We start from the raw sequence: 20823 nt of genomic DNA, 5'->3' as shown, positions 1-20823 counted from the left end.
GGGGCGCATCGTCTGGAGAGTGGCCGCCGCCGTCTGGGCCGTCTCGAGCATCCTCACCACCGCGTGGGCGTTCGCCACGCCCATCTCGGGGGCTCCTGACGAGCCGGCCCACTTCATCAGAGCGGCGTCGCTCTGGCAGGGGCAGCTCGTCGAGCCCTACGGCGAGCGCGGCAGCGTCGTTCAAGCGCCGCAGTACGTCGCCTTCTCCGCCGCTCAGACCTGCTTCGCCTTCGAACCGAACACGACCGCGGACTGTGCCCCGCCGGTGCCGGGCGATGAGGATGCCGTGGTGTCCGCCGAAACTACCGCGGGCCTCTACAACCCCTTCTACTATGCGCTCGTCGGGTGGACGAGCCTCGCCTTTCACGACCAGTCCGGGCTCTACGCGATGCGCATCGTCAGCGGCATTCTCGTGTCACTGTTCGTCGGGCTAGCAGCAGGTGTCATTGCGAGCCTGCGCGGCGGGGCGCTCCCCGTCGTCGGCCTGCTCGCTGCGCTGACCCCCATGGTCTTCTTCCTCGGCGGAGCGGTGAACCCCAACTCGCTGGAGGTCGTCGCGACCCTCGCGACCTTCGTCTCGATGCTGGCGATAGTGCGGAGCACTCCGGGGTCCGACATCCGGCTCTATGCGGGCATCCTGGCTGCGTCGGCGGTGGTGGCCGCCAACATGCGCGGCCTCTCGCTCCTCTGGGTCGCCATCGCCATCCTCGTGCCGCTGGCTCTCATCTCTTGGTCGCGCATCGTCGAGCTGCTCTCGACGCGTTCCGTGCAGGTTGCCGCCGGCGTCGCCTTCATCGGGGCGCTCGGCGCTGGCATCTGGATGCTGACGACGAATCCGCTTGGAGGTTCGACCCAGCTGCCCGGCGAGGTCACCATCGCACCGGGAGTCGGGGAGCCGGGAATCCGCGGTTTCGTCTGGACGGTGCTCGCCACCTTCCAGTACGCGCTCGGCATGGTGGGAACGTTCGGCTGGCTCGACACCCCCTCGCCGGAGTACACGTTCTTCGTGTGGTCTCTGCTGTCTGGCGGGCTCGTGCTGATCTCCCTCCTCGCGCTTCGCGGGCGCCCGCTCGTCGTCGTCGGGATCCTCTTCACCGCGTTCCTGCTGATCCCTCCCGTCGTTGCCGGCCTCTTCATCACCGAGGGGGGCGTCGTCTGGCAGGGGCGCTACATCCTGCCCGTCTTCGTCTGCGTGATGGCTGCGGCGGGAATACTGCTGAGCGACAGGATCGCGCTCTCCGCCTCTGTGTCAAACCGCCTGCTGATCTCGGCGACAGTGCTCGTTGCCGTTGCCCACGCCTACTCCTTCGCGACGGCGATCCGGCGCTACGCGGTCGGCCTTGAAGACAACTGGCTGGAGCTGCTCACGCCGAGCTGGCAGCCCCCTGGCGGAATCGCACTCTGGATCCTCGTGATGACCGCCATCGTCGTAGTGGGCACCCTGCTGCTCGTCGTGGTGGTGCGTCGAGCCCTGGCCGCCCAGTCGCTTATCGCGGTTCGACTACCGTCGCATTGAGCTCTGGGCAGTTGGCGTCCACGTACTCCTCGACCGTGTCATCGGCGGTCTCGACGATGACGTCGCCATCCATGTAGCCCATGATCGCGCAGAGCTCCGCCGGATCGTCATGGTCGTACAGGCCGTAGGCCGCAACTCGAAGCGGGGTGTTGCCGGTGACAGAGTCGGCCCAGAGCGACCAAACCCAGAAGTTGATGGTGCTCTCGTCGGGATTGCCTGACTGCCAGAGCACCGTCGCCTGCTCCGGCGTCGCCTTCTCGAAGATCTGCTCGGCCACCACGTCGCCTGGCCTGATGAACCGTCCCTCGAGCACAGAGGAAACCGCATCGTTGACTCCGTCGGTCGAGCGGTTGCCCGGTGCGAACGCGAGGAAGCCGAGGATGAGGGCGGCTACGACGGCCAGCCCGACCCCGCGAATCCACGCGGGACGGGTGACCCTGGCGACGGCGCCGCTGGCATACCCGATGATCAGCACGATCGCGTAGACCGTGACCAGCCAGGCGAACTTCATCGGGTAGTACGACCACGGGTTCGGGGTGTCCCGCACAGCGAACAGCAGGGCCCCCAGCCCAAGAGCCGAGGCCGCAACGACGACGAGAGCACCGATCAGCACGTGGTCACGCAGCTGGCGGCGGAACGCGACCGTCGCGGCGCCGATGAGGGCGAGCGCGACGACGGCGAACATCGTCTTGTGGAAGTTGTAGACCGCGCCGGCCGCAGCGAATGCGGATGAGATCTTCAGAAGGCTCGGCAGCACCAGCAGGAGCCCGTAGGCGAGGAGCTGACCCAGGGCGACGACGAGCCCGATGAGGGCCAGCCCGCGGGTCGCGAGAAGACTCCGGAACCGCCTGACGACCACGACGATACCGAGCCCGGCGACGATGACCACGAGCGGGCTCCAGACGGCGAGCACGAGCGTCGCGGCGACCAGGAGCACCGACAGCGACAGCGCGGGGTGCTCCCGGTGGGCGAGATAGGCGAGGAAGGCGGCGAACAGGATCGGCAGGGAGACGTGGGTATTGAAGAACCCGTACTCGAGCGCGTAGCCGGAGATGAACCAGCTCAACGGAACGAGTGAGGCGCCAGCGGCGACGACGCCGACCAGCAGCGGCCGCCCTCCGGCTGAGCGGGCGATGGTCGACGCCACCGCTCCGCACATGACGCAGGTGAGCACGATGAGCGCGCTCCAGACCGTGGCGAACGCGACGATGTCGTGTCTCGACAGCGAATCGGCCGCGACGCCAGCCCGCCCGGAGTCGAGCGCGATACCGATGAAGGATGCAGGAAGCGGAACGGGGTTCTGCGTTATGTCGACGCCGATGCCGTTGCGCTGCACGAGCTCCCTGCCGAAGAGGAGGTTGTTCGCCGAGTCGCCGAGCATGACCCATGACAGCTCAGTGGCGGAGGCAACGAACCGGCTGGCGATCATGGTAGCTATCCAGACGAGGCCTCCGAGCGTCGACGGCACCCACACGGCGAGAGCGAGCCGGGACGGCAGGCGGATGCGGTCGCGCTCGCGCACGCACATCGCCACCCCGCCGATGCCGGCAAGCGTCGATACCACGACGACCGTGCCGAGCAGGGGGAGGCCGGTAGCCGCAGTGCCGAAGAGCGAGAGGAAGAAGGCGAGAGTGGCAGTGAGCCCCACACCGACGGTGGTGAGCGTCGCGCCGAACCGATGGGCGAGCGCGATCACCCATGGCACCGACGAGATGCCGATCAGGGACCAGGCGGGAAGACCGGCCATTGCGCCGACCCCGGCGAGGAGCAGCACGACAGTCGCGCCGGCGGACGCGATAAGCGCCCGCTTGCTGAGAGGGATACGCACTAGGAGAACTCCAGACGAATGGGGCGGTTTCGTGTGGCGATCAGCCACGCACCGTGAACAACGAGGCCGACAACCGGGCCGACGAGTACGGCCAGTTCGACGCGCGGAAGGAATTCTATGGGCAGCGCCATGGCGATTGCTGTGGCCACCGCCGCGGCGACCCAGCCCGCCGAGTACCCGACGTGCTCGCCGCGCGCGAGCAGCGCGGGCGCCGTCACGCACAGTGCAGCGACAAGAGCCGACGAGCCGACGAGCAGGGCAATGAGTCCGCCGTCGAGCGACGACGGTGTTCCAGAGACGACCTGGAGCACCGGCACGCCGAACAGCCAGCCGAGGCCACCGAGAACCACCGCGCCGGTGCCGATGATGCCGAGCAGTCCGACGAGCGTGCGAAGCCGCGCCTCGGGATGGTCACGGAACCGCACGACGAAGAAGCTCTGGAACGACATGACGGTGATGATGAGCGGTGCCCGGATGAGGGTGATGGTGAAGATCACCTCGCCGACCAGCGCGGGGCTCTGCCCCTGGCCCGCGATGCCGAGCAGGAGCGGGAACCCACTGACGAGCACGGCCGTCGAGATGGATGCGAGCACCGTTCGCGCGACGTTCCAGGTCAGCGCCCGGTAGCCGACGTCGAGGAAGCTCCGGCCGATGATGCGCCTGCGGGCGATGAGCCACACCACGATGACCACAGCGGGGAAGGGGAGCGACACCAGCCACGCGAGCACGACGAGGTCGTGCGTGAACTGCAGGGCGATCGCGAGCGAGCTCAGTCGCAGAACGCCGTCGAGCGCGATGAGCACCCCGAGAGGGCGCCAGATCTTCAGGCCGTAGAGCGTTCCGGCGAGGGACACCACCAGAACGTTGGCCGCCGCGCCGACAGCAAGCGGAAGCACGAGCGCTGCGCCGGTGGCGGGGAAGACGACCGGCGCCCAGGCGGGAGCCGTCGCGATCACGACGACGAGCACGAGCGATGCCGCGATCAGCGCGAACCTGCGCGCAGATCCCCACCCCCTCGGCTCGGTCCTGCCCGGCTCGCTGAAACGGGTTGCCCTCGTCATCTCCTGCTGGATGCCCGATAGTCCACCCACGAGCAGGTACAGGGTCGCCCAGTAGACGGCGAACAGCGAGTAGGCGCCGGGCCCGATCTGCCGGTAGACGAACCAGGTGACGAGGTAGCCGAGCACCCCGGCCACGGCAGTGGCCAGTGCGATGAGCAGGAATCCGTCGAGTCGGCGAGCCATTCAGCGGTTCTTCAGTCGATTGGCGACCTTGCGCAGCACCACTCGTGGTCCGCCGTTCTGCAGGTAGTGACGAGCGAGGGCGACGTTGTGAAGGAACCCGTAGGGCTTGCGTCGACGCGGTCCGCGATCGGTAGGGAGCTCACCGGCGGCCATTCGCCCCTCGACGAAATCCGGCGCATGCCGCGGGTGCGCCGCGAACTCCACGAGCGGCGCGAGCGTCGTCGACCACAGGAATCGCTCCCGCACTCGTGCGATGTTCGCCTTCGCTTCTGCGACAACCGCCTCGTCGAAGAGAATGCTCTCCAGGGCTGCGGCGAGCGCGGCCACGTCGCGCTCCGGAACGACGATTCCAAGGTTCTCCGAGCGCACGAGTTCGGCGAAGCTGTCTCCATCGGTGACGACCATGGGCAACCCGGCCCAGAGGTAGTCGAGGATGCGGGTGCGGAACGAGAAGGTCGTCTCAACATGGTCGAAATGCGTGCTCACCCCCGCGTCCGCCTCGGTCAGGTAGTTCTGGCGGTCGGCGTAGTCGACCCACGAGGAGTTGAAGAACACCGTGGTATCGAGTGCCCCCAGCTCGGCCGCGAGCGCACGGGACTCGCTGACGATCGCCATCTCCGGAACGCCAGGATGCGGGTGCTTGGTTCCTTGGAAGAACAGGCGAACCCCGTCGCGACGCGTCGACACCTCGGCGACCGCGCGGATCAGGGTCTCCGGGTCGAACCAGTTGTAGAGCCCGCCGCCCCACAGCAGCAGCTTGTCGGACTCCCCGATTCCTGGCAGGACGCCCTTGAGTACTGGCCGCTCGTGCACCGGAGCCACCTCGTCGAGCCCGAACGGCGCGACGGCGATCAGCCGCGACAGATCGGGGTCGCCCTGGTAGTTGGCCGGGTTGATGCGGCCGAGAGCAGCAAGCTGCCCGAGGTAGAACATGCGCTGGCGGTCGGAGGCGCAGAGGAAGAAGTCGGCCTTGGCCAACTGCTCGTTGAGAACGCGGGTCGCATCCCCGACCTGCTTGTCCCACGTGGCGGCAGGCAGCTCTCTCCCCTGCTCCAGCTGCTCGAGGTGCATCGGGTCGTAGATGTCGGCGACGACGATCTTGGAGGTGTGTGCGAGGGCGTCGAACGCGGCCATGGCGTGACCCTGGAAGACGATGACGTCTGCCCACTTCTCCAGCGGCTCGAACGCGCGGTTGTCTCCTGCCCGCACCCTGCGCACGGCGAACGGCGCAGTGACCTCCTCGAGGCTCGAGAGCGTGACGAGCGTGACATCGTTCTGAGCGCTCAGAGCCTCGGCCATGTGCCAGGCGCGGATAGCCGGCCCGGCCATCTTGACACCGATGGGGTCTCCGGTGATGACAAGCACCCTGGTGCGGTCCGCTGGCTCCGTCACACGGAAGGTGTCGACGATCGCCTCGTGGCCGGCGCTGTAGGAGGTGTTGTCGGCGGGGATAGCGTCAACGCGGCCGAAGAGCGACCAGATGGCGCGGTCTGATACGCGGCGGGTGGACTGCACCTCTGCGCGCGCCGCGGCGAGACCTGGCAGCTGCTCGACGAACTGGTCGATCGCATAGACAGAGGCAAGCGCCGTGCGCGCGATCGGCTCGCTCGCCTCGGCATCCATCGCCTCGTTCCTGAAGTCGAACGATGTGGAGTCAAGGCCCGCGGTCGACACTGCCCGGCGAATGCTCAGAGCGAGTGCGGCCGGGAGGACCTCGTCGAGCGTGCCCTGCTCGAAGTTCTTGAAGATGGTGAAGAGCGCGTTGCGCTCGAGGAAGTACTGCTCGCGGAAGGAGGCGAACTTGTCGACGGCACCGTGGTGCTTGTGGAACGCGATCGACTCCGGCTGGTAGCGGAATCGCCATCCGCGCAGGTTTATCCGCCAGCCGAGGTCGACGTCTTCGTAGAACATGAAGAAGCGCTCGTCGAAGCCGCCGAGCGCCTCGTAGGCCGAGCGGCGCACGAACATGGCAGAGCCGGTTCCGAAGAGAACGTCCTTCGCCTTGGTGCCGAGGGTGCCCGCCGTCTCGGTGACGAAGGGCTTGTAGCCCTTGCCGAACCAGGTCATGGCGGAGTCGATGTAGTCGACAACCTCGCCATCCCAGTCGAGCACCTTGCTGGCGACCGCGACGATATCGTCAGACTCGCCAAACGTCTCGACGGCTGCGCTGATCCAGTTCGAATCCGGCTTGGCGTCACTGTTGAGGAAGGCGACGAACTCGCCGGAGCTCGCCGAGACTCCGAGGTTGCAGCCGCCGGCGAACCCGAGGTTCTCCGTCGACTCGACGAGAACGACGTCGGGTGCGCCTGCAGCGATGCGGGCGAGGCTGCCGTCGCCTGAGCCGTTCTCGACGACCACGATCTCGAGCATCTCGCTCGGCCAGTCGCACGCGCGAAGCGCCTCAACGGCGACAAGGGTGTCGTCGGCCCCACGGAAGTTGACGAGGATGACGGAGACAGTGCCAGCGCGTGACTCAGCCATTTTCTCCCCGCTCTCCACCGCTCGGCAGCCCAACCAATCTTAGAGGGAACTCGCGGAGGGGTTCTTTGCGGCGAGTTCGCGGAACACCTCATAGCTGCGCACGTAGTCGTCGTTGTCGTAGTGGTGCGAGGCGAAGACCAGCAGAACCGCGTCTTTCGAGTACTGGTACTGGGTGCCCCAGATCATCGGGGGAACGTAGAGCCCGCGGTCTGGGCGGTCGAGAAGGTACTCCTCGCGATTGTCGCCGTCGTCGACGATCGCGCGCACGGAGCCAGAAAGGCAGACAAGGAACTGGGCGCACTCGAGGTGCGCATGAGCACCCCGCGCCTCGATGCTCGGCACGTCGTAGACGACGAAGAAGCGCCGTGGCTCGAACGGGAAGTCAGATCCCAGCTCGCTGGCGACAAGCGATCCGCGAAGGTCGATCGCCCTCGTCAGGGAGCGCAGCGCGACTCCCCGCACCATGCCCTCGCTCTCGGAGCCGACCGTCGCGACTGCGTCGACCTCTGGAAGCGCCTTGGTGTTGGCGTACCCGGTGATGCGCGCCGGGTTGCCGACGACGATGGCGTGCTCTGGCACGTCGCGAGTGACGACGCTTCCCGCCCCTACCATCGCCCCGGCACCGATCGTGACGCCGGGCAGGATCGTGGCATTCGCCCCGATCGACGCCCCCTTGCGCACCACGGTCTTCGCGTAGCTCTCTGGGTGCATCCTGCTTCGCGGGAACAGGTCGTTCGTGAATGTAGCGTTCGGCCCGACGAAGACGTCGTCCTCAAGGGTCACTCCATCCCAGAGCTGCACCCCGCACTTGACGGTGACGCGGTCGCCCACGCGGGCCTCGCCCTCGACGAAGACGCCGTCGCAGATGTTGCAGTCCTCCCCGATGACGGCGCCGGGAAGAATGTGCGCGAAGGCCCACACCCGGGTGCGGTCGCCGATGGTGTCGGACTCGCACAGGGCATGGGAGTGGATGAATGCGCTCATTGGTTCGATTCTCGCTCAGGCAGCAGGGTGGACTCTGTGGGGCGGCCGAAGATGAAGCGCCCGACAAGATAGGAGAGCGGCGTCGTCACCGCGACGATTACCGCACTGGTGAGCACGAGCTCGAGCACACCGTGCGGCGACACCATGGCGACGACCAGTTGGCCGATCGCATAGGCGATGACGTACCACGCGGTGAACGCCGCGATCCGGCCGAGGCGCAGCTGGGAGCGGAACACGATGCGCGATGAGCCGAGCGCGACGATCACGAGCCCGATGGCGAAGGCGATCGTGAAGGCCACCCACGCGGGAAGCACCAATCCGAGGATCACGAAGACCGCGTAGGTGACGAGGGTGTTGACGCCGCCGACGAGGAGGAACCTCACCGCGGAGTTCTCCAGCATCTTCCTGATCACCCGCCAATTCTGCCTCACATCCCCGGCCCCGGACGGCGCCAACTCTCGGATAGATTGGGGCCGATGAACGAGGCAACCCGGCCAGCGCGGCCCACCGACGCACCTGAGATCTCGCCCTTTCCGATGGCCGTGGTCGCGCCACTCGCGGTGTTCGTCGCCGCGCTGCTCGTGGCGTACGGCTTCGAGATCTTCTCATTCAATCTGTCGATCGACGAAGAGGCGACCGCCTACTTCAGCCGCGCTGAGAGAGCGGAGGGGAGCGTTATCGAGGGTCGGTGGGCGATGGCCGGCCTCGCGCTGCTGATTCCCAACCCCGTTGCGCCCGTCGTGTCGACGGCTCTCGGCGTCGGTCTGGCCGGGGCAACCTGGTGGTTGCTCTCCCGGCGCTTCTTCGGCCTGTCGCCGTGGCGGGCGGCGGCTGTCGCCTCCGTCGCCGGCACCTTTCCCGTGCTCGCATTTACTTTTTCCTTCAGCAGCATCGCCTGGGTTGTCGGCATCGGCCACGTGCTGGTTCTCGGCTTCGCGCAGGGCATCACCTCATCGCGCTGGCGCTGGCGCATCGCCGCGGTGCTCTCTGCGGCCGCCGCGATCGCCGTCTACGACACCTTCCTGCTCGTCGTGGCGATCGTGGCCCTCGTTCTCGTGGTTCTCACGCCGACCATCCGCGCGGCCGGTCTCCTCGTCGGGGCGACAGTACTGTCCCTCGTCGCATCCCGGGTGATCGGGCTGGTGGTCTCGGTGATCTCTGGCAACCCGCTCGGCACGTATACAAGCCAGTTCCTCGATCTCGCGGGTTTCGTGCGCGAGCCGCGCGCTCGCCTTCAATCAGCGTTCGACGACGTGATCGGAACGTTCACGCTCTCGCCGGACCGCTTCGGCCTCACCTCGCCGTGGCTCGCCATCGCGGTCGGGCTGCTGCTCATCGCCGCCATCGTCGCCGTCATCCGCACGCCGGGCACGCGGTCGGAGCGCATCATCCGCGCGGCTGCGCTCCTCGCCATCCTCGCGGTGCCCTTCATGATCGAGGCCCTTGCGTTCGTAGTCGTCTTCCGATCGATGATCTACCTTCCCATCCTCGTCATCGCACTCGGGGTTATCGCGTCGACCTATTCGTGGCGGCTTCCGGTCGTGGCGCGTCGACCGCTCCTCGCCGGTGTCGCGGCTCTCGCGGTGCTCGCCGTGCTCGGCAGCGCGACTGTCTCCAACCGGCTGTTCGCCACGGCGGCGACGAGCTATGCAATGGACCTGCAGCTCGCCTTCCAGATCGGCCAGGAGAAGGACCGCCTGCTCGACGGCGACCAGTACGCAGAGCTGCCCATCGTCGTCAACGGCCTGCACGACTTCTCCGACGGCGTGTTCACCGAGCAGCACGAGACCTTCGGCCTCTCGTTCTTCGACCTCAACGAGATGCGGACACGGCTGTTTCTTGCCGCGCACGGAATCCGGGTCGTCGAGGCGACCGCGTCACAGGAGAAGAAGGCGCGCCGAGAGTTCGACGACATGCCTGAGTACCCCCTCGACGGGTGGATCGCCGTCGAGGACGGCACGCTGCTGCTCAACTTCGGAGACAGCGCGAAGTAGCGTCAGAAGACCAGCCGGTCAGAACGAGTCGTGGCTCATCACGATGGATGACGGGCGACCCTTGGTGTTCTCGAATGTGCGCCACACATACGTACCAACGATGCCGAGTGCGAACAGGATGCTCCCGGTCGCGAATAACAGCACGAGCATGAGCGCTGCGTACCCTGGCACGGCGATCGACCCGAACAGCCACGACAGGAACACCACGAAGGCCGCGACGAGGGCTCCGATGGAGCCGAGGAGGCCGACGGCGAGGATCACAGAGATCGGCAGGCTCGAGAAAGAGAAGATGCTGTCGAGCAGGTAGGAGATCTTCTTGCGAGACGTCCAGCCGCTGGTGCCGTGCTCGCGGGCCGCCCGCGCGTATGGCACCTCGACCCGGCGGAAGCCGAGCCAGAAGAGCAGGCCGACGAGGCTCGAGTTGGACTCCGGGAGTGCTTCGAAGTTGCGCGCTACCTTTCGGCTGCAGGCAAAGATGTCCACGCCCCCGACCGGCATGTCCGGCTGGACCCACCGGCGGTAGAACGACCAGTACGTTCGCGAGGCCAGCTTGGAGAGCCCCGGATCCTCGCGGGCGGTGCGGGTGCCGATCGCGACATCCCACTCCCCGGTGGCGAGGCGCTCGAAGAACGACTGGATGAGCTCGACCGGTTCCTGCAGGTCGGCAGCCATCGCGGCGATGTACTCGCCGCGCGCCGCGAGGAATCCGGAGCGGATGGCCGCAAACGAGCCGAAGTTGCGCGAATGGCACAGTAGCTGCGACGGCAGGCTGGACCCCGCGAGGAGCTTCCGCAGCAGCTCTGCAGAGCGATCTGGCGAGCCGTCGACGACGAAGACGGCCTCGAGCACGCCGTCAAGCTGGCCTGCCAGCCACTCCAGTCGCTCGATCACCAAAGGGAGGCTGTCATAGTTCTTGTACACGGGGACCACAACCGAGTACATCACGGCCTTTTGGCTGGCTGCAGCCACGTCACACCTCCGCAATCGCGGCGCACACGCGGTTGATCTCCGCGTCCGTGAGCTCGGGGAACAGCGGAAGCGACAGCACCCGGCTGGCCGCCCGCTCCGTCACGGGCAGCGGGGTATGCGGGGGTCCACCGGCCGCCACGGGCTGCAGATGGTCGGGGATCGGGTAGTGAACGTCGGTCGTCACGCCGTGACGGTCGAACACCGCGCGAGCGGCATCCCTGTCTTCCACCTGCACGACTGCGAGGTGCCCGACGAAGTGGTCGCCGACCGTATTGACGAAGCGCACACCGCTGCTGGCGGCGAACTCGTAGCGACGATGGATCTCGCGCCTCCGCTCGTTCCATCCGGCCAGCAGGGGAAGCTTGGCCCGCAGCACCGCCGCCTGCAGCTCGTCCAGTCGTGAGTTGCGCCCGCCCTCGCGTGCTGCCCGGTACTTCGAGGCCCAGCCGTACTGTCGAAGCTCGCGCACGGCCGTCGCGACGGCGTCATCCGATGTCACCACCGCTCCGCCATCGCCGAGCGCGCCGAGGTTCTTGGTGGGGTAGAAGCTGAGCGTCGCGGCGTCGGCAACCGAACCCGCCATGACAGAACCAGCGCGGGCACCGATCGACTGCGCGCAGTCCTCGACGACACGGATGCCACGATCACGCGCCCATGCGCAGATCGAATGGATGTCGGCCGCCGCCCCATACAAGTGCGTCACCACGATGACGCTCGGAGCGGAATCCATCGTCTCGACGGCTGCGCGGATGGTTTCGACAGTGAGGAGCAGGGTCGCGTCGTCGACGTCGGCGTAGACCGGAATCGCCATGAGCGCGCGAACCGCCGTGGATGTGTACCCGCCCGCATTGGCCGCGGTCAGCACGCGGGCGCCCGGGCCGACACCGAGCGCCGCGAGAGCGAGCTGGAGAGCATCGGTTCCGTTCGCCACTCCGACGGCGTGCCCGACGCCGAGATAGTCGGCTAGCTCGAGCTGAAAGGCATCGTGCTCCGGCCCGAGCACGTACCACCCGCTGGAGACCACCCGGTCAATCGCGACGTCGAGGTCGCCGCGAATCAACGCCGTTCCGCGACCAAGGGCATTGAACGGCACAGGGGTTTCAGCTTGCGTCATGGGAGCGGTCCTGTGATCGGTAGTGGCACTGGCCGTGGGTGGGCCCGCCCTAGCTTAATAGTGCTGCCGAACGACATCGATCGTCTGGGCTCAGACAACAGTGATCGTCTTGCACCCCACCTGAACGGCGGGGCCTGTCGGCTGGCTCGCCCAGATGCAGACCGTCCGGCTTCCAGCGGACGCCGGCACCGTGCCGGCGAAACCCTGGTTCTGGCCGGCACCGGCGACGAAGTCTGCGGTGGCAGGGTTGGCGATACTGGATGGAAGGGAGATCCAGGTTGAGCCGATGTTCGCGGCCACGTTGATCGGCACGGTCGGGTTGGATGGCCACGCGGCCCAGCCGGTGACGGCGATTCCCCCGGTGGTCGCGGTCGCTGAGGTGAAGTCGACGGCGATCACGGGTGAGGGGCTCACGGTGACGGTCGAGCATCCGATGTTGACGGCGCCCGTTGCTCCGCCGGCCCATAGGCAGACACTGTGCACTCCGGGCGCGATCGGAACCAGCCCGCTGAAGCCCTGGTTCGGGCCAGCGCCTGAGAAGCGCGTCGGGGCGAGGGCGTTCGCTCTGCCAGTGGCGAGCGGAACCCAGAGCCCTCCGACGTTGGCGGCCAGGTTGACTGTCGCCGTCGGGCTGGCGGGCATGACCGCCCAGCCGTCGACGTGGATGCCGCCAGACGCAGCCGACACGGTCGTCACCTCGCCGACCGTTGCGATCGCGGCACTCGGGGTGATGGTGCGGCACTCCAGGCTCTTAGCCCCTCCGGCAGACAGGCTGGCCCAGATGCACACAAGGTGCGGGCCGGGGCTCAGAGAGTAAGTGCCGGCGAATCCGTGGTTCGGCCCGACTCCCGGCAGGTTGGCCTCCGCCGTTGCGCTCGGCTGATCGGCCGTAAGGGCGAACCAGGTGGAGTCGATCTGCACGGCCATGGGAACGGAAGTGCTCGGCTTGTCCGTCCAGACCGCCCACCCGGAGATAGACACGCTTCCCGGACCGGCCGTCATCGACTCGACGACGCCCTGTGCCGTTGGGGCCGCAGTGGCCACGGTGACCGTGCGGCACCCCACCTGCGTGGCGGGGCCGGCCGTCGGCTGGGACGTCCACAGGCAGACCGGATATGTTCCCGGTGACGCGGGGACAGTGAAGGTGAACCCGTGGTTGGGGCCGGAGTTGGGCACACCCACCTGAGCAGCAGCACTCGGCTTGTCGGCCACGACGGCGTGCCAGCTGCTGCCGATGTTGACGGCCATCGGCACGGCGGTCGACGTGCTACCCGGCCATACCGCCCATCCGGTCATCGTGATCGAGGTCGCGGTCGTCGTCGCCGTCTCGATCACTGCGACGGTCTTGGCGACCTCCGGAACGAGGATCGACCTGCAGGCGATGGATTTTGCCGGGAGCCCGGTCGGCGACGCCCAGAGGCAGAAGGTGGTGAGCCCCGGCGACGCGGTGAACGAGCCGCTGAAACCCTGATTCGGTCCAGCGCCGGCGACCACCGCGGGAGCGGCCGTGCTCGGTTGGTTGGCAGTGACACCGAGCCAGGTCGACCCGACGTTGATCGCGCCGGGAACCGGCAATGTCAGTGCGTTCGGGCGCACCAGCCATCCGCTGAAGCTCACGACGCCGTTGGACACGGTCGCCGTGTCGATCGCGCCGAGCGGTAGGGGTGGCGGCGGCACGACAACGACAGAGCAGCCCATCGTGCCGCTGGCGCCCGCCCCTCCGGCATTGACCGGGTACAGACACATCGAATACGTGCCCGGCGCCGCGGGAAGCGTGGCGGAGAAAGTGTGCTTGGTGCCCGAGCCCGGGAACCGCGAACTGAGGTCCTCCCCCTCCTTGTCGGCGTAGGCGACGAACCAGTTGTTGCCGAACTGGATCGAGATGGCCACCGTTGAGGTCGGAGCGTCGGGGTCGACTGCCCAGCCGTCGATTCTCACGCCGCCTTCAACCGGCGTACTCGAGGCGAGGTTGCCCTCCGGTGTTCCCGGAGGCAGCGTCGAGGTGCCGAACCAATTGTTGTAGTACACCCAGAAGTTGCGGTTGCCGTAAGCGGAGCAGGCGTCGCCGGTGCCCGTGAGGTTATTGAGGGCCGGTCCGTTCGGCTGGTACGGCGTGTAGTTGTACAGCGCAGCCGTGGCGTTGTTCTGGATGAAGACAGCGGTTGCGCCGCAGCCGACCACGGGGTGGAACTGGATGTTCTCCCAGCCCGGCTGGTAGCTGCCCACCGCGGGCGACGTGCCATACCGCTTGAGCTGCCACGCGGCCCAGTAGACCTGGTTGAAGAACCCGTAGTACTCCGAGGCGCACGCACCGCCAGCGGAGTCGGGGCAGCCATAGCCCATGGCCCGCTCGAGCACGCCAGCCGTCACCGTCTTCTTGGTGACGAGCCCCTGCTCCTTCTGGAGCGTGACGAGGATGACCTTGGCGCTGATGCTGCAGGCCTGCTGCACCTTGAAGATGATGGTCGCGGCCGACTCGATCGCCGTCGGCGTCGCGAGGTCGTAGGCCTTGCAGACGAGGACGCCTCCCGGCGAGTAGCGCGCTGCCTTCTGCACCGACTGAGTGTTGAGCACGTTGAGGCAGTTGCTGTTGGCGCAGGCCCCGATCTTCGCGTCGAGGAACGACTGGATTTGAGCAACGGACATCGCGTTGGCGTCGTAGAAGTACTGGTCGCTGATGATGTAACCGGGGTTGAACTGGCTTCCCGAGAGGGCCTCCGCGCGCTCGGCCGGGGCGAAAGCGGTGAGTCCCGCAGCTGCGAGCGCGAACGCGACGAGCGCGCTGACGACGCGACGACGCCGTGACATCACAGTTGCCATCACAATCTCCTCCCCCGGTGATCATCTAAACCATACGTGAGAGCAGCAGTAACAGCAGCTTTTAGCGCGACTCGCGCGCCGCGAGTGGCTGGGGGTGGAACGAGGCGGTGCGGCCTACTTGGCTCGCATCCTGCGCACCTTGTCGCGCACCCGAACGGCAAGGCGCATGCCCGGAGCGGCCGCCTTCCACGCGCCGAGGAGCGGTTGACGCAGCTGGTGGCCCTTGAAGAGGAACCGGTAGTGATGCAGTGCCTCTGCGAACAGCACCTGCTGGCGAAGCGGCACGGAGTTGCCTGGCGGCAGGGTCAGCACCATCGAGTTGATCCGGTCGATCACCCGCTGCTCCGACTCGCGCCAGTCGTCACCGGAGTGTGCGGTGTACGAGGTCTCAGCGTTCGTCCACCGACGGTAAATCGAGGTGAGCGCCGGCACATCGGCAACACCGAGCAGAAGCGAGCCCTGAAGGATCACGTCCCAGTCCTCTGCGGCGACGAGCTCCTCGTCGAAGCGCACGCCGAGGGTGGCGAACAAGGTGCGGGGGAACGCCCAGCTCATGAACGGCGACTTGTTGACCACAAGGTGGCCGATGAGATCGAAGCGGTCATCCCACTCCGGACGCGGCCACGCGGCCGATCGCAGGCCCGAGATTCCACCCGCCCACTCCTCTGGTTCCACCGGCTGGTTGGCAACGACGGCCCGCAACAGCACCCCCGGCGAACGCTGAGCAGCCGTTGCGAACGACTCGACCCAGTGAGCGAAGACGATGTCGTCGTCGTCGTAGAAGGCGATGTAGCGACCGGTGGCATGCTCGAGGCCAACGTTGAGCGGGCGGGAACGGCCGCCGCCCTCGACGTCGATGACGCGAATGCGCGAACGGAACGAAGCGGGGTACACGGCGACGGCCGCGCGTACAAGGGCAGCGTGCTCGGGGTCGGCGTTGTGCACGATCACGAGCACCTCGAAGTCGGTCGACGACTGCGCCTGGAGGCAGAGCAGAACGTCCTTGAACGGCTCGATCCTCAGCCCCTGCGTACGCACGATCACCGAAAGGAACGGGGCAGACGAATCGTCGGATGCCGCGGCAAGGTAGTCGGTGACCGCTGCAACCCTCGAGACCAGCTCCGGGTCGGCCCCCGGTCGATCGACAGCCTGGCGAAGCACGGCGGAGAGAGTGGGAAGCTGGGTGGTCGGTTCGTCAGTCATGATCGGTGCCTCGCGTAGTTGCCCTCGATGAACTGGCCGACGCGGTGGTGGGGATCCAGCGGCCTAGGGAGCGTACCCGCGGCGCGGCGGGCCTCGTATTCGGCGAGCGCGGCGGTGCCCGGCTCTCCAGCTGCTCCCCGGCGGAACACGCCGCTGATTGTCTCGACGATCTTCTCGCGCGAGTACTTGTGGGCCAGCATCAGCGCTGACTCCGCCGAGTAGTACAGCTCGGCAGCCGACGGAGGGAGCGTGCCCCGAACGTCGAGCCTCTTGTCATGGAACACGCGCGCGGCCGGCACGTGGATGACGCGCAGACCTGCCAGCCGAACCCGCCATGAGTAGTCGACGTCGTCGCCGTACAGGAAGAACGCCTCGTGGTCGAAGCCGCCCTCGGCCCGGTAGACGGCGCGTCTTGTGATGAGGCATGCGCCGGACGCCCAGCTGGCGTTGCCGGTATTGGGGTCGTAGTACTTCGGATGGTCGAGGGGCAGCTGGCGGCCATCGCCGGCGCCGACGGTCTGATCGCCCATCGCCGTTACGAGTTCGCGCAGCGTGTCTGGGCCGACGAGCGCGTCGGGGTTGAGGAAGAACAGGAGCTCGGAGTCTCCTCCGACCTCGAGGCGGTTGTGGCCTCCGCCGTGACCGAGATTCGCATCGAAGAACTCATAGCGGAATGTTCCGCCCGCAGCAGCGGTCTCCTTCGCGAAGAGCGCCAAGGTCTTCTTGTCGAAGAGTGGGTTCGGCGAGCAGTCGCCGATGGCCACCTCCCAGTGTCCGAGCACCGCGCTGGCGAGTACCGCGGAGTTGATCGTCGCGCGAACCGATCGGACGATGTCGTCGACGGGGTTGCCGTAGACGATCGACTGAATGCTCAGAGTCGGAGCCGTCGTCTGCTCGGCGCGCGCAGGGGAGTCAGTCATTAACGTTCTCTGCAATCTGCACGGGTACTACGGTATCCAGCTTCACGACGTCGGGCTGGGAGCCTGCTTGGAGAATCGGCCGAGAACGCGGTCGAGCCAGTAGCGGAATCCCAATCCGGGCCCCCAGTTCTTGAGGGACATCGCCCGCTTCTCGACGAGGTGCCAGCTAAGCCAGGCGCAGCCGAGCGAGATGACGAGGGCGATGAGGGCGAACGGCAGGTAGCCGAGCTTGTAGACGCCGAAGTAGGCAAGCACCTGCTGCACGAGGAAGCCGTAGATGTAGACGCCGTAGGAGTAGTCGTTCTTGCGGCCGACCCAGTGGAACCGGCGAGGAAGCCGGGCGGCGAGATACAGCACGAAGTAGGCTCCGGCTGCCGTGCCGATCGTCGAGAACCCCCCGTAGCGCAGCGACAGCACGAGCAGCAGCCCGGCGAAGATACCAAGACGGTCGTCGAACGGAATCTGCTTCGAGTACACCGCGATGACCGAGCCGAACAGGAATGTCATGCCGAGCGAGATCATGTACGAGTCCGCCACCGACGGGAACATCGCGACGACGGCACCGAAGTTCACCGTGGCAGCAACCTGCATGATGAGGAAGAACAGGGCGAGGATCGGAACGAGGATGCGCGCGTTCTTGAGCACGCCGAACGCCACAAGGGCGGCGATGATGAGGTAGCTCTTCCACTCGTAGATCAGGGTCCAGATCGAGCCGTTGAACGCGCTGCTGTCGATTGATCGGCCGTATGGCGTCGTCTCCGTCAGCAGGTCGTAGATGCCGTAGGTGCCGATGTCCAGGCTCCAGTTGGCGAGGAAGTAGGTGAACGGACCGTTGCCGCCCCACGTGAAGTAGTTCGCGAAGGCGTGGCCGTCGAGCACCCACAGCACGGGACCGACGAGGAAGGCGGTGACGAGGAGCACGAGCCAGTAGGCGGGGAAGATGCGCAGCGTGCGGCGCCACATGAACTGAACGACGTCGCCCGACATCCCGCTCTTGGCGATGAGGTAGCCGCTGATGGCGAAGAAGCCGGCGACAGCGAAGCCGCCGAGCGAGGTCTGTCCTCGGGTGGCCGACCAGAAGGGCTCGTGCCCGTTGCCGCCGAGCGGGAACGAGTGGTCGAAGATGACGAGGGAGGCGAGCAGAAGTCGCAGCAGCCCGAGCGAGTTGGCATTGCCGGCGAGCGCCTCGCCGATCGAGAGCTTCTTCGCCTCGACCTTCTCGTCGGACGCGGTGTGGGCGACCGGGATCAGCTCAGCAGACGTCTCCCCCGCCGACGTCACTTGGCCGCCTCGAGCAGATTGAGGAGGTACTTCCCGTAGCCGCTCTTGGCGAGCGGCGTCGCGAGGACGCGCAGCTGCTGCGAGTCGATCCAGCCCGCGCGCCAGGCGATCTCCTCGATGCAGCCGATCTTGAATCCCTGGCGGTCCTCGATGACGCGCACGTACTCCGACGCCTGCATCATCGACTCGAATGTGCCGGTGTCGAGCCACGCAGTTCCGCGGTCGAGAACCTGCACGCGCAGCTTGCCGCGCTGGAGGTACACCTCGTTGACCGTCGAGATCTCGAGCTCGCCTCGGTCGCTCGGCGTGATCGACTTGGCGATCTCCACGATGTCGTTGTCGTAGAAGTACAGGCCCGGAACCGCGTAGTTGCTCTTCGGATCGGCTGGCTTCTCCTCGATGGAGAGCGCGTTGAACTGCTCGTCGAACTCGACCACACCATAGGAGCGTGGATTCGACACGTGGTAGGCGAAGATGAGGGCGCCATCCACCTCGTTGTTGGTGCGGAGGTTGGAGCCGAGTCCCGCACCGTGGAAGATGTTGTCGCCGAGCACCAGGGCGACAGAGTCGTCGCCGATGAACTCCTCGCCGATGATGAATGCCTGCGCGAGGCCGTCGGGCGACGGCTGCACGGCGTACTCGAGGCGGATGCCGAGATCGCTGCCGTCACCGAGGAGCGCTCGGAACTGCTCGTTGTACTCCGGCGTCGTGATGATGAGGATCTCGCTGATGCCCGCCATCATGAGCGTCGACAGGGGGTAGTAGATCATGGGCTTGTCATAGATGGGCATGAGCTGCTTGGAGATGCCGCGAGTGATCGGCCACAGGCGCGTGCCGGAGCCTCCGGCGAGGATGATTCCGCGCATTGTCTACTTTCCGTTGAGCGACGCGTAGAAGGCCCGCGCCTCGTCCCAGGTCGGCAGAAGACCGCTATCGCGGGCCTCGAGCAGGCCTGGAGCATCGGTGTCCTTGGGCGAGAGAAGGGGCTCGCCCGCCTCGTCGGGGAAGACGAGCGCGATGTCGGGGTCGAGTGGGTTGATGCCATGCTCCGCAGCCGCGTTGTACGTGTCGCTGACGAGATAGCTCACGGTTGCGTCGTCGGTGAGGGCGACGAAGGCGTGGCCGAGCCCCTCGCCGATGTAGATGGCCCGGCGGTCGACGGTATCGAGCCGCACCGAGTCCCACTGCCCGAACGTCGGCGAGCCGACCCGGATGTCGATGACGTAGTCGATCACGGCGCCGTGCGTCACCGTGACGTACTTCGCCTGCCCGGGCGGCAGGTCGGCGAAGTGGATGCCGCGAACAACGCCGCGCTTCGACACAGAGGTGTTGGCCTGACGGAGGTTGAGCGGGTGCCCCGTCGCTCCCTCGAGCACGTCGAACCGGTACCACTCGAGGAAGACGCCGCGGTCGTCGCCACGCTGAATGGGAGTGATCTCATACGAGTCAGGAATCGACAGTTCGCGGATTTGCACGGACTCGATACTACCCGGCGGGCTTCAGGGGCTGGAGCAGGTCGCGGACGCCGTCGGCGACCCCCCTGCCGAACAGCCCGTACCGCCCGGTGCGAAGCTCGCGCAGCACCGGGACGACCCGACGGAGGCGCGCGTGCGGGAGGGTGCTTCGCGCTGCCTCGTGCCGCCTCTTCTCGACCGCTGCCTCGCGACGGTCTGGCGAGACTCCGGGCATAGCGGCGAGCCGCGACTCGAGCTGTTCCGCGCGCTCGAGCAGCCGGTCGTTGCGGTCGGCACCCGGCTCGAGCATGCGACCGAGCTTGCCGGTGAACGACAGCGCCGTCACCCCGATCTGGTTCGCGCCGTGCTGGCGGTAGGCGAAGACCGGCTCCTCGATGACGTCGATGGCGTCGAACGCTGCCGCGACGATCGCCAGCCACTCGTCGTGAACCCATCCCGGGGGGAAGGGAGCGGCAGCCTCGGCGAGCGATCGCCGCAGCATGGTGGCCGCCCCCGTCACCAGATTGCGCTTCATGAGCAGCGGGAAGCCGCGCCCCTCGTGGATGGTCGCGACCTCGGCGCCGCCGATGCCGAGGGCGTCGAAGAGCGTGGCGCCGAGAGGGTCGCCGACAGCGTCGACGAGCGTCGCATTCGCGTGAACGAGGGAGAGGTGCTTGCGTGCCTCGAATACCCCGAGCGCCCGCTCGAGGCGATCGGGCATCCACTCGTCGTCCTGGTCGCACAGCGCGACGAACTCGGACTCGCAGGCGAGGATCGCCTGCTCGAAATTGCGGGTGACGCCGAGCGGCGTCTCGTTGCGGATGACCCGCAGCCGCACGGTTGAGCCGACCACGATGCGCTCGGCCAGCTCGATGGTGCCGTCGGTGGAGGCATCGTCGCTCAGCACGATCTCGACCGGGAGGATACTCTGGGCGAGGATGCTGCGGAGCTGGCGTTCGAGGTAGACGGCCCCGTTGTGGGTTCCGAGTGCGACAGAGACGGTCGGAGCCATGCG

16 protein-coding genes are annotated in these 20823 nt (G+C 66.9%); 2 read left to right on the top strand and 14 right to left on the bottom strand.

Annotated elements, in window-relative coordinates:
- Nucleotides 1–19: 19 nt before the first annotated feature.
- Nucleotides 20–1516, top strand: a complete 1497-nt coding sequence (locus tag AC14A7_RS02225) for a DUF2142 domain-containing protein (RefSeq protein WP_484006251.1) — start codon at nt 20–22, stop codon at nt 1514–1516.
- On the opposite strand, the gene AC14A7_RS02220 is transcribed toward AC14A7_RS02225, so the two are convergent.
- The 5 genes from AC14A7_RS02220 to AC14A7_RS02200 are packed head-to-tail and all read right to left on the bottom strand — an operon-like array spanning nt 1488 to nt 8466.
- Entirely contained in the window at nt 1488–3344 is a 1857-nt protein-coding gene (locus AC14A7_RS02220; protein ID WP_484006250.1) for a hypothetical protein, read from the bottom strand. The genes AC14A7_RS02225 and AC14A7_RS02220 overlap by 29 nt on opposite strands.
- Nucleotides 3344–4588 (bottom strand): polysaccharide biosynthesis protein, encoded by a 1245-nt coding sequence (locus tag AC14A7_RS02215; RefSeq protein ID WP_484006249.1) that lies wholly within the window; start codon nt 4586–4588, stop codon nt 3344–3346. The genes AC14A7_RS02220 and AC14A7_RS02215 overlap by 1 nt, the downstream gene beginning before the upstream one ends.
- On the bottom strand, nt 4589–7069 hold the full coding sequence (locus tag AC14A7_RS02210) for a glycosyltransferase (protein ID WP_484006248.1): 2481 nt from the start codon (nt 7067–7069) through the stop codon (nt 4589–4591).
- A 39-nt stretch (nt 7070–7108) separates the two neighbouring features.
- Nucleotides 7109–8053 (bottom strand): WxcM-like domain-containing protein, encoded by a 945-nt coding sequence (locus AC14A7_RS02205; protein ID WP_484006247.1) that lies wholly within the window; start codon nt 8051–8053, stop codon nt 7109–7111.
- Complete coding sequence (locus AC14A7_RS02200) at nt 8050–8466, bottom strand: GtrA family protein (protein ID WP_484006246.1); 417 nt, start codon at nt 8464–8466, stop codon at nt 8050–8052. Before AC14A7_RS02200 ends, AC14A7_RS02205 begins: the two co-directional genes overlap by 4 nt.
- A gap of 63 nt (nt 8467–8529) precedes the next feature.
- Between AC14A7_RS02200 and AC14A7_RS02195 the strand changes: the two genes are divergently transcribed.
- On the top strand, nt 8530–10047 hold the full coding sequence (locus tag AC14A7_RS02195) for a glucosyltransferase domain-containing protein (protein ID WP_484006245.1): 1518 nt from the start codon (nt 8530–8532) through the stop codon (nt 10045–10047).
- A gap of 18 nt (nt 10048–10065) precedes the next feature.
- On the opposite strand, the gene AC14A7_RS02190 is transcribed toward AC14A7_RS02195, so the two are convergent.
- The 9 genes from AC14A7_RS02190 to AC14A7_RS02150 form a co-directional block, all read right to left on the bottom strand.
- Nucleotides 10066–10989, bottom strand: coding sequence for a glycosyltransferase family 2 protein (locus AC14A7_RS02190; RefSeq protein WP_484006260.1), 924 nt, complete (start codon nt 10987–10989; stop codon nt 10066–10068).
- A gap of 28 nt (nt 10990–11017) precedes the next feature.
- Nucleotides 11018–12130 (bottom strand): DegT/DnrJ/EryC1/StrS family aminotransferase, encoded by a 1113-nt coding sequence (locus AC14A7_RS02185; protein WP_484006244.1) that lies wholly within the window; start codon nt 12128–12130, stop codon nt 11018–11020.
- A gap of 90 nt (nt 12131–12220) precedes the next feature.
- Nucleotides 12221–14950 carry a hypothetical protein gene (locus AC14A7_RS02180; protein ID WP_484006243.1) on the bottom strand — a complete coding sequence of 910 codons (2730 nt, stop codon included), beginning with the start codon at nt 14948–14950 and terminating at the stop codon, nt 12221–12223.
- Between the two features lie 114 nt (nt 14951–15064).
- Nucleotides 15065–16153 (bottom strand): glycosyltransferase family 2 protein, encoded by a 1089-nt coding sequence (locus AC14A7_RS02175; protein WP_484006242.1) that lies wholly within the window; start codon nt 16151–16153, stop codon nt 15065–15067.
- On the bottom strand, nt 16150–17073 hold the full coding sequence (locus AC14A7_RS02170) for a glycosyltransferase family protein (protein WP_484006241.1): 924 nt from the start codon (nt 17071–17073) through the stop codon (nt 16150–16152). The genes AC14A7_RS02175 and AC14A7_RS02170 overlap by 4 nt, the downstream gene beginning before the upstream one ends.
- 42 nt (nt 17074–17115) lie before the next feature.
- A complete protein-coding gene (locus AC14A7_RS02165) occupies nt 17116–18354 on the bottom strand; it encodes an acyltransferase family protein (protein WP_484006240.1) in 1239 nt (412 codons plus the stop codon).
- Nucleotides 18351–19220: a glucose-1-phosphate thymidylyltransferase RfbA gene (rfbA, locus tag AC14A7_RS02160; RefSeq protein WP_484006239.1), complete on the bottom strand. Its 870-nt coding sequence runs from the start codon at nt 19218–19220 to the stop codon at nt 18351–18353. The genes AC14A7_RS02165 and rfbA overlap by 4 nt, the downstream gene beginning before the upstream one ends.
- A gap of 3 nt (nt 19221–19223) precedes the next feature.
- The gene (locus AC14A7_RS02155; RefSeq protein ID WP_484006238.1) at nt 19224–19829 is read right to left on the bottom strand and encodes a dTDP-4-dehydrorhamnose 3,5-epimerase family protein; all 606 of its coding nucleotides are present in this window, start codon (nt 19827–19829) and stop codon (nt 19224–19226) included.
- 10 nt (nt 19830–19839) lie between these two features.
- Nucleotides 19840–20820, bottom strand: coding sequence for a glycosyltransferase family 2 protein (locus AC14A7_RS02150; RefSeq protein ID WP_484006237.1), 981 nt, complete (start codon nt 20818–20820; stop codon nt 19840–19842).
- Nucleotides 20821–20823: the final 3 nt, after the last annotated feature.

Source organism: Conyzicola sp., assembly GCF_057073975.1.
The sequence above is the reverse complement of the archived record's forward strand: the minus strand, read 5'-3'. Positions and strand labels throughout refer to the sequence as shown.

Coding starts and splice junctions, on each gene's coding strand:
- AC14A7_RS02215 (WP_484006249.1), bottom strand. CDS start 4,588: ATGGCTCGCCGACTCGACGGATTCCTGCTCATCGCACTGGCCACTGCC.
- AC14A7_RS02210 (WP_484006248.1), bottom strand. CDS start 7,069: ATGGCTGAGTCACGCGCTGGCACTGTCTCCGTCATCCTCGTCAACTTC.
- AC14A7_RS02205 (WP_484006247.1), bottom strand. CDS start 8,053: ATGAGCGCATTCATCCACTCCCATGCCCTGTGCGAGTCCGACACCATC.
- AC14A7_RS02195 (WP_484006245.1), top strand. CDS start 8,530: ATGAACGAGGCAACCCGGCCAGCGCGGCCCACCGACGCACCTGAGATC.
- AC14A7_RS02190 (WP_484006260.1), bottom strand. CDS start 10,989: ATGTACTCGGTTGTGGTCCCCGTGTACAAGAACTATGACAGCCTCCCT.
- AC14A7_RS02185 (WP_484006244.1), bottom strand. CDS start 12,130: ATGACGCAAGCTGAAACCCCTGTGCCGTTCAATGCCCTTGGTCGCGGA.
- AC14A7_RS02180 (WP_484006243.1), bottom strand. CDS start 14,950: ATGGCAACTGTGATGTCACGGCGTCGTCGCGTCGTCAGCGCGCTCGTC.
- AC14A7_RS02175 (WP_484006242.1), bottom strand. CDS start 16,153: ATGACTGACGAACCGACCACCCAGCTTCCCACTCTCTCCGCCGTGCTT.
- AC14A7_RS02170 (WP_484006241.1), bottom strand. CDS start 17,073: ATGACTGACTCCCCTGCGCGCGCCGAGCAGACGACGGCTCCGACTCTG.
- rfbA (WP_484006239.1), bottom strand. CDS start 19,220: ATGCGCGGAATCATCCTCGCCGGAGGCTCCGGCACGCGCCTGTGGCCG.
- AC14A7_RS02150 (WP_484006237.1), bottom strand. CDS start 20,820: ATGGCTCCGACCGTCTCTGTCGCACTCGGAACCCACAACGGGGCCGTC.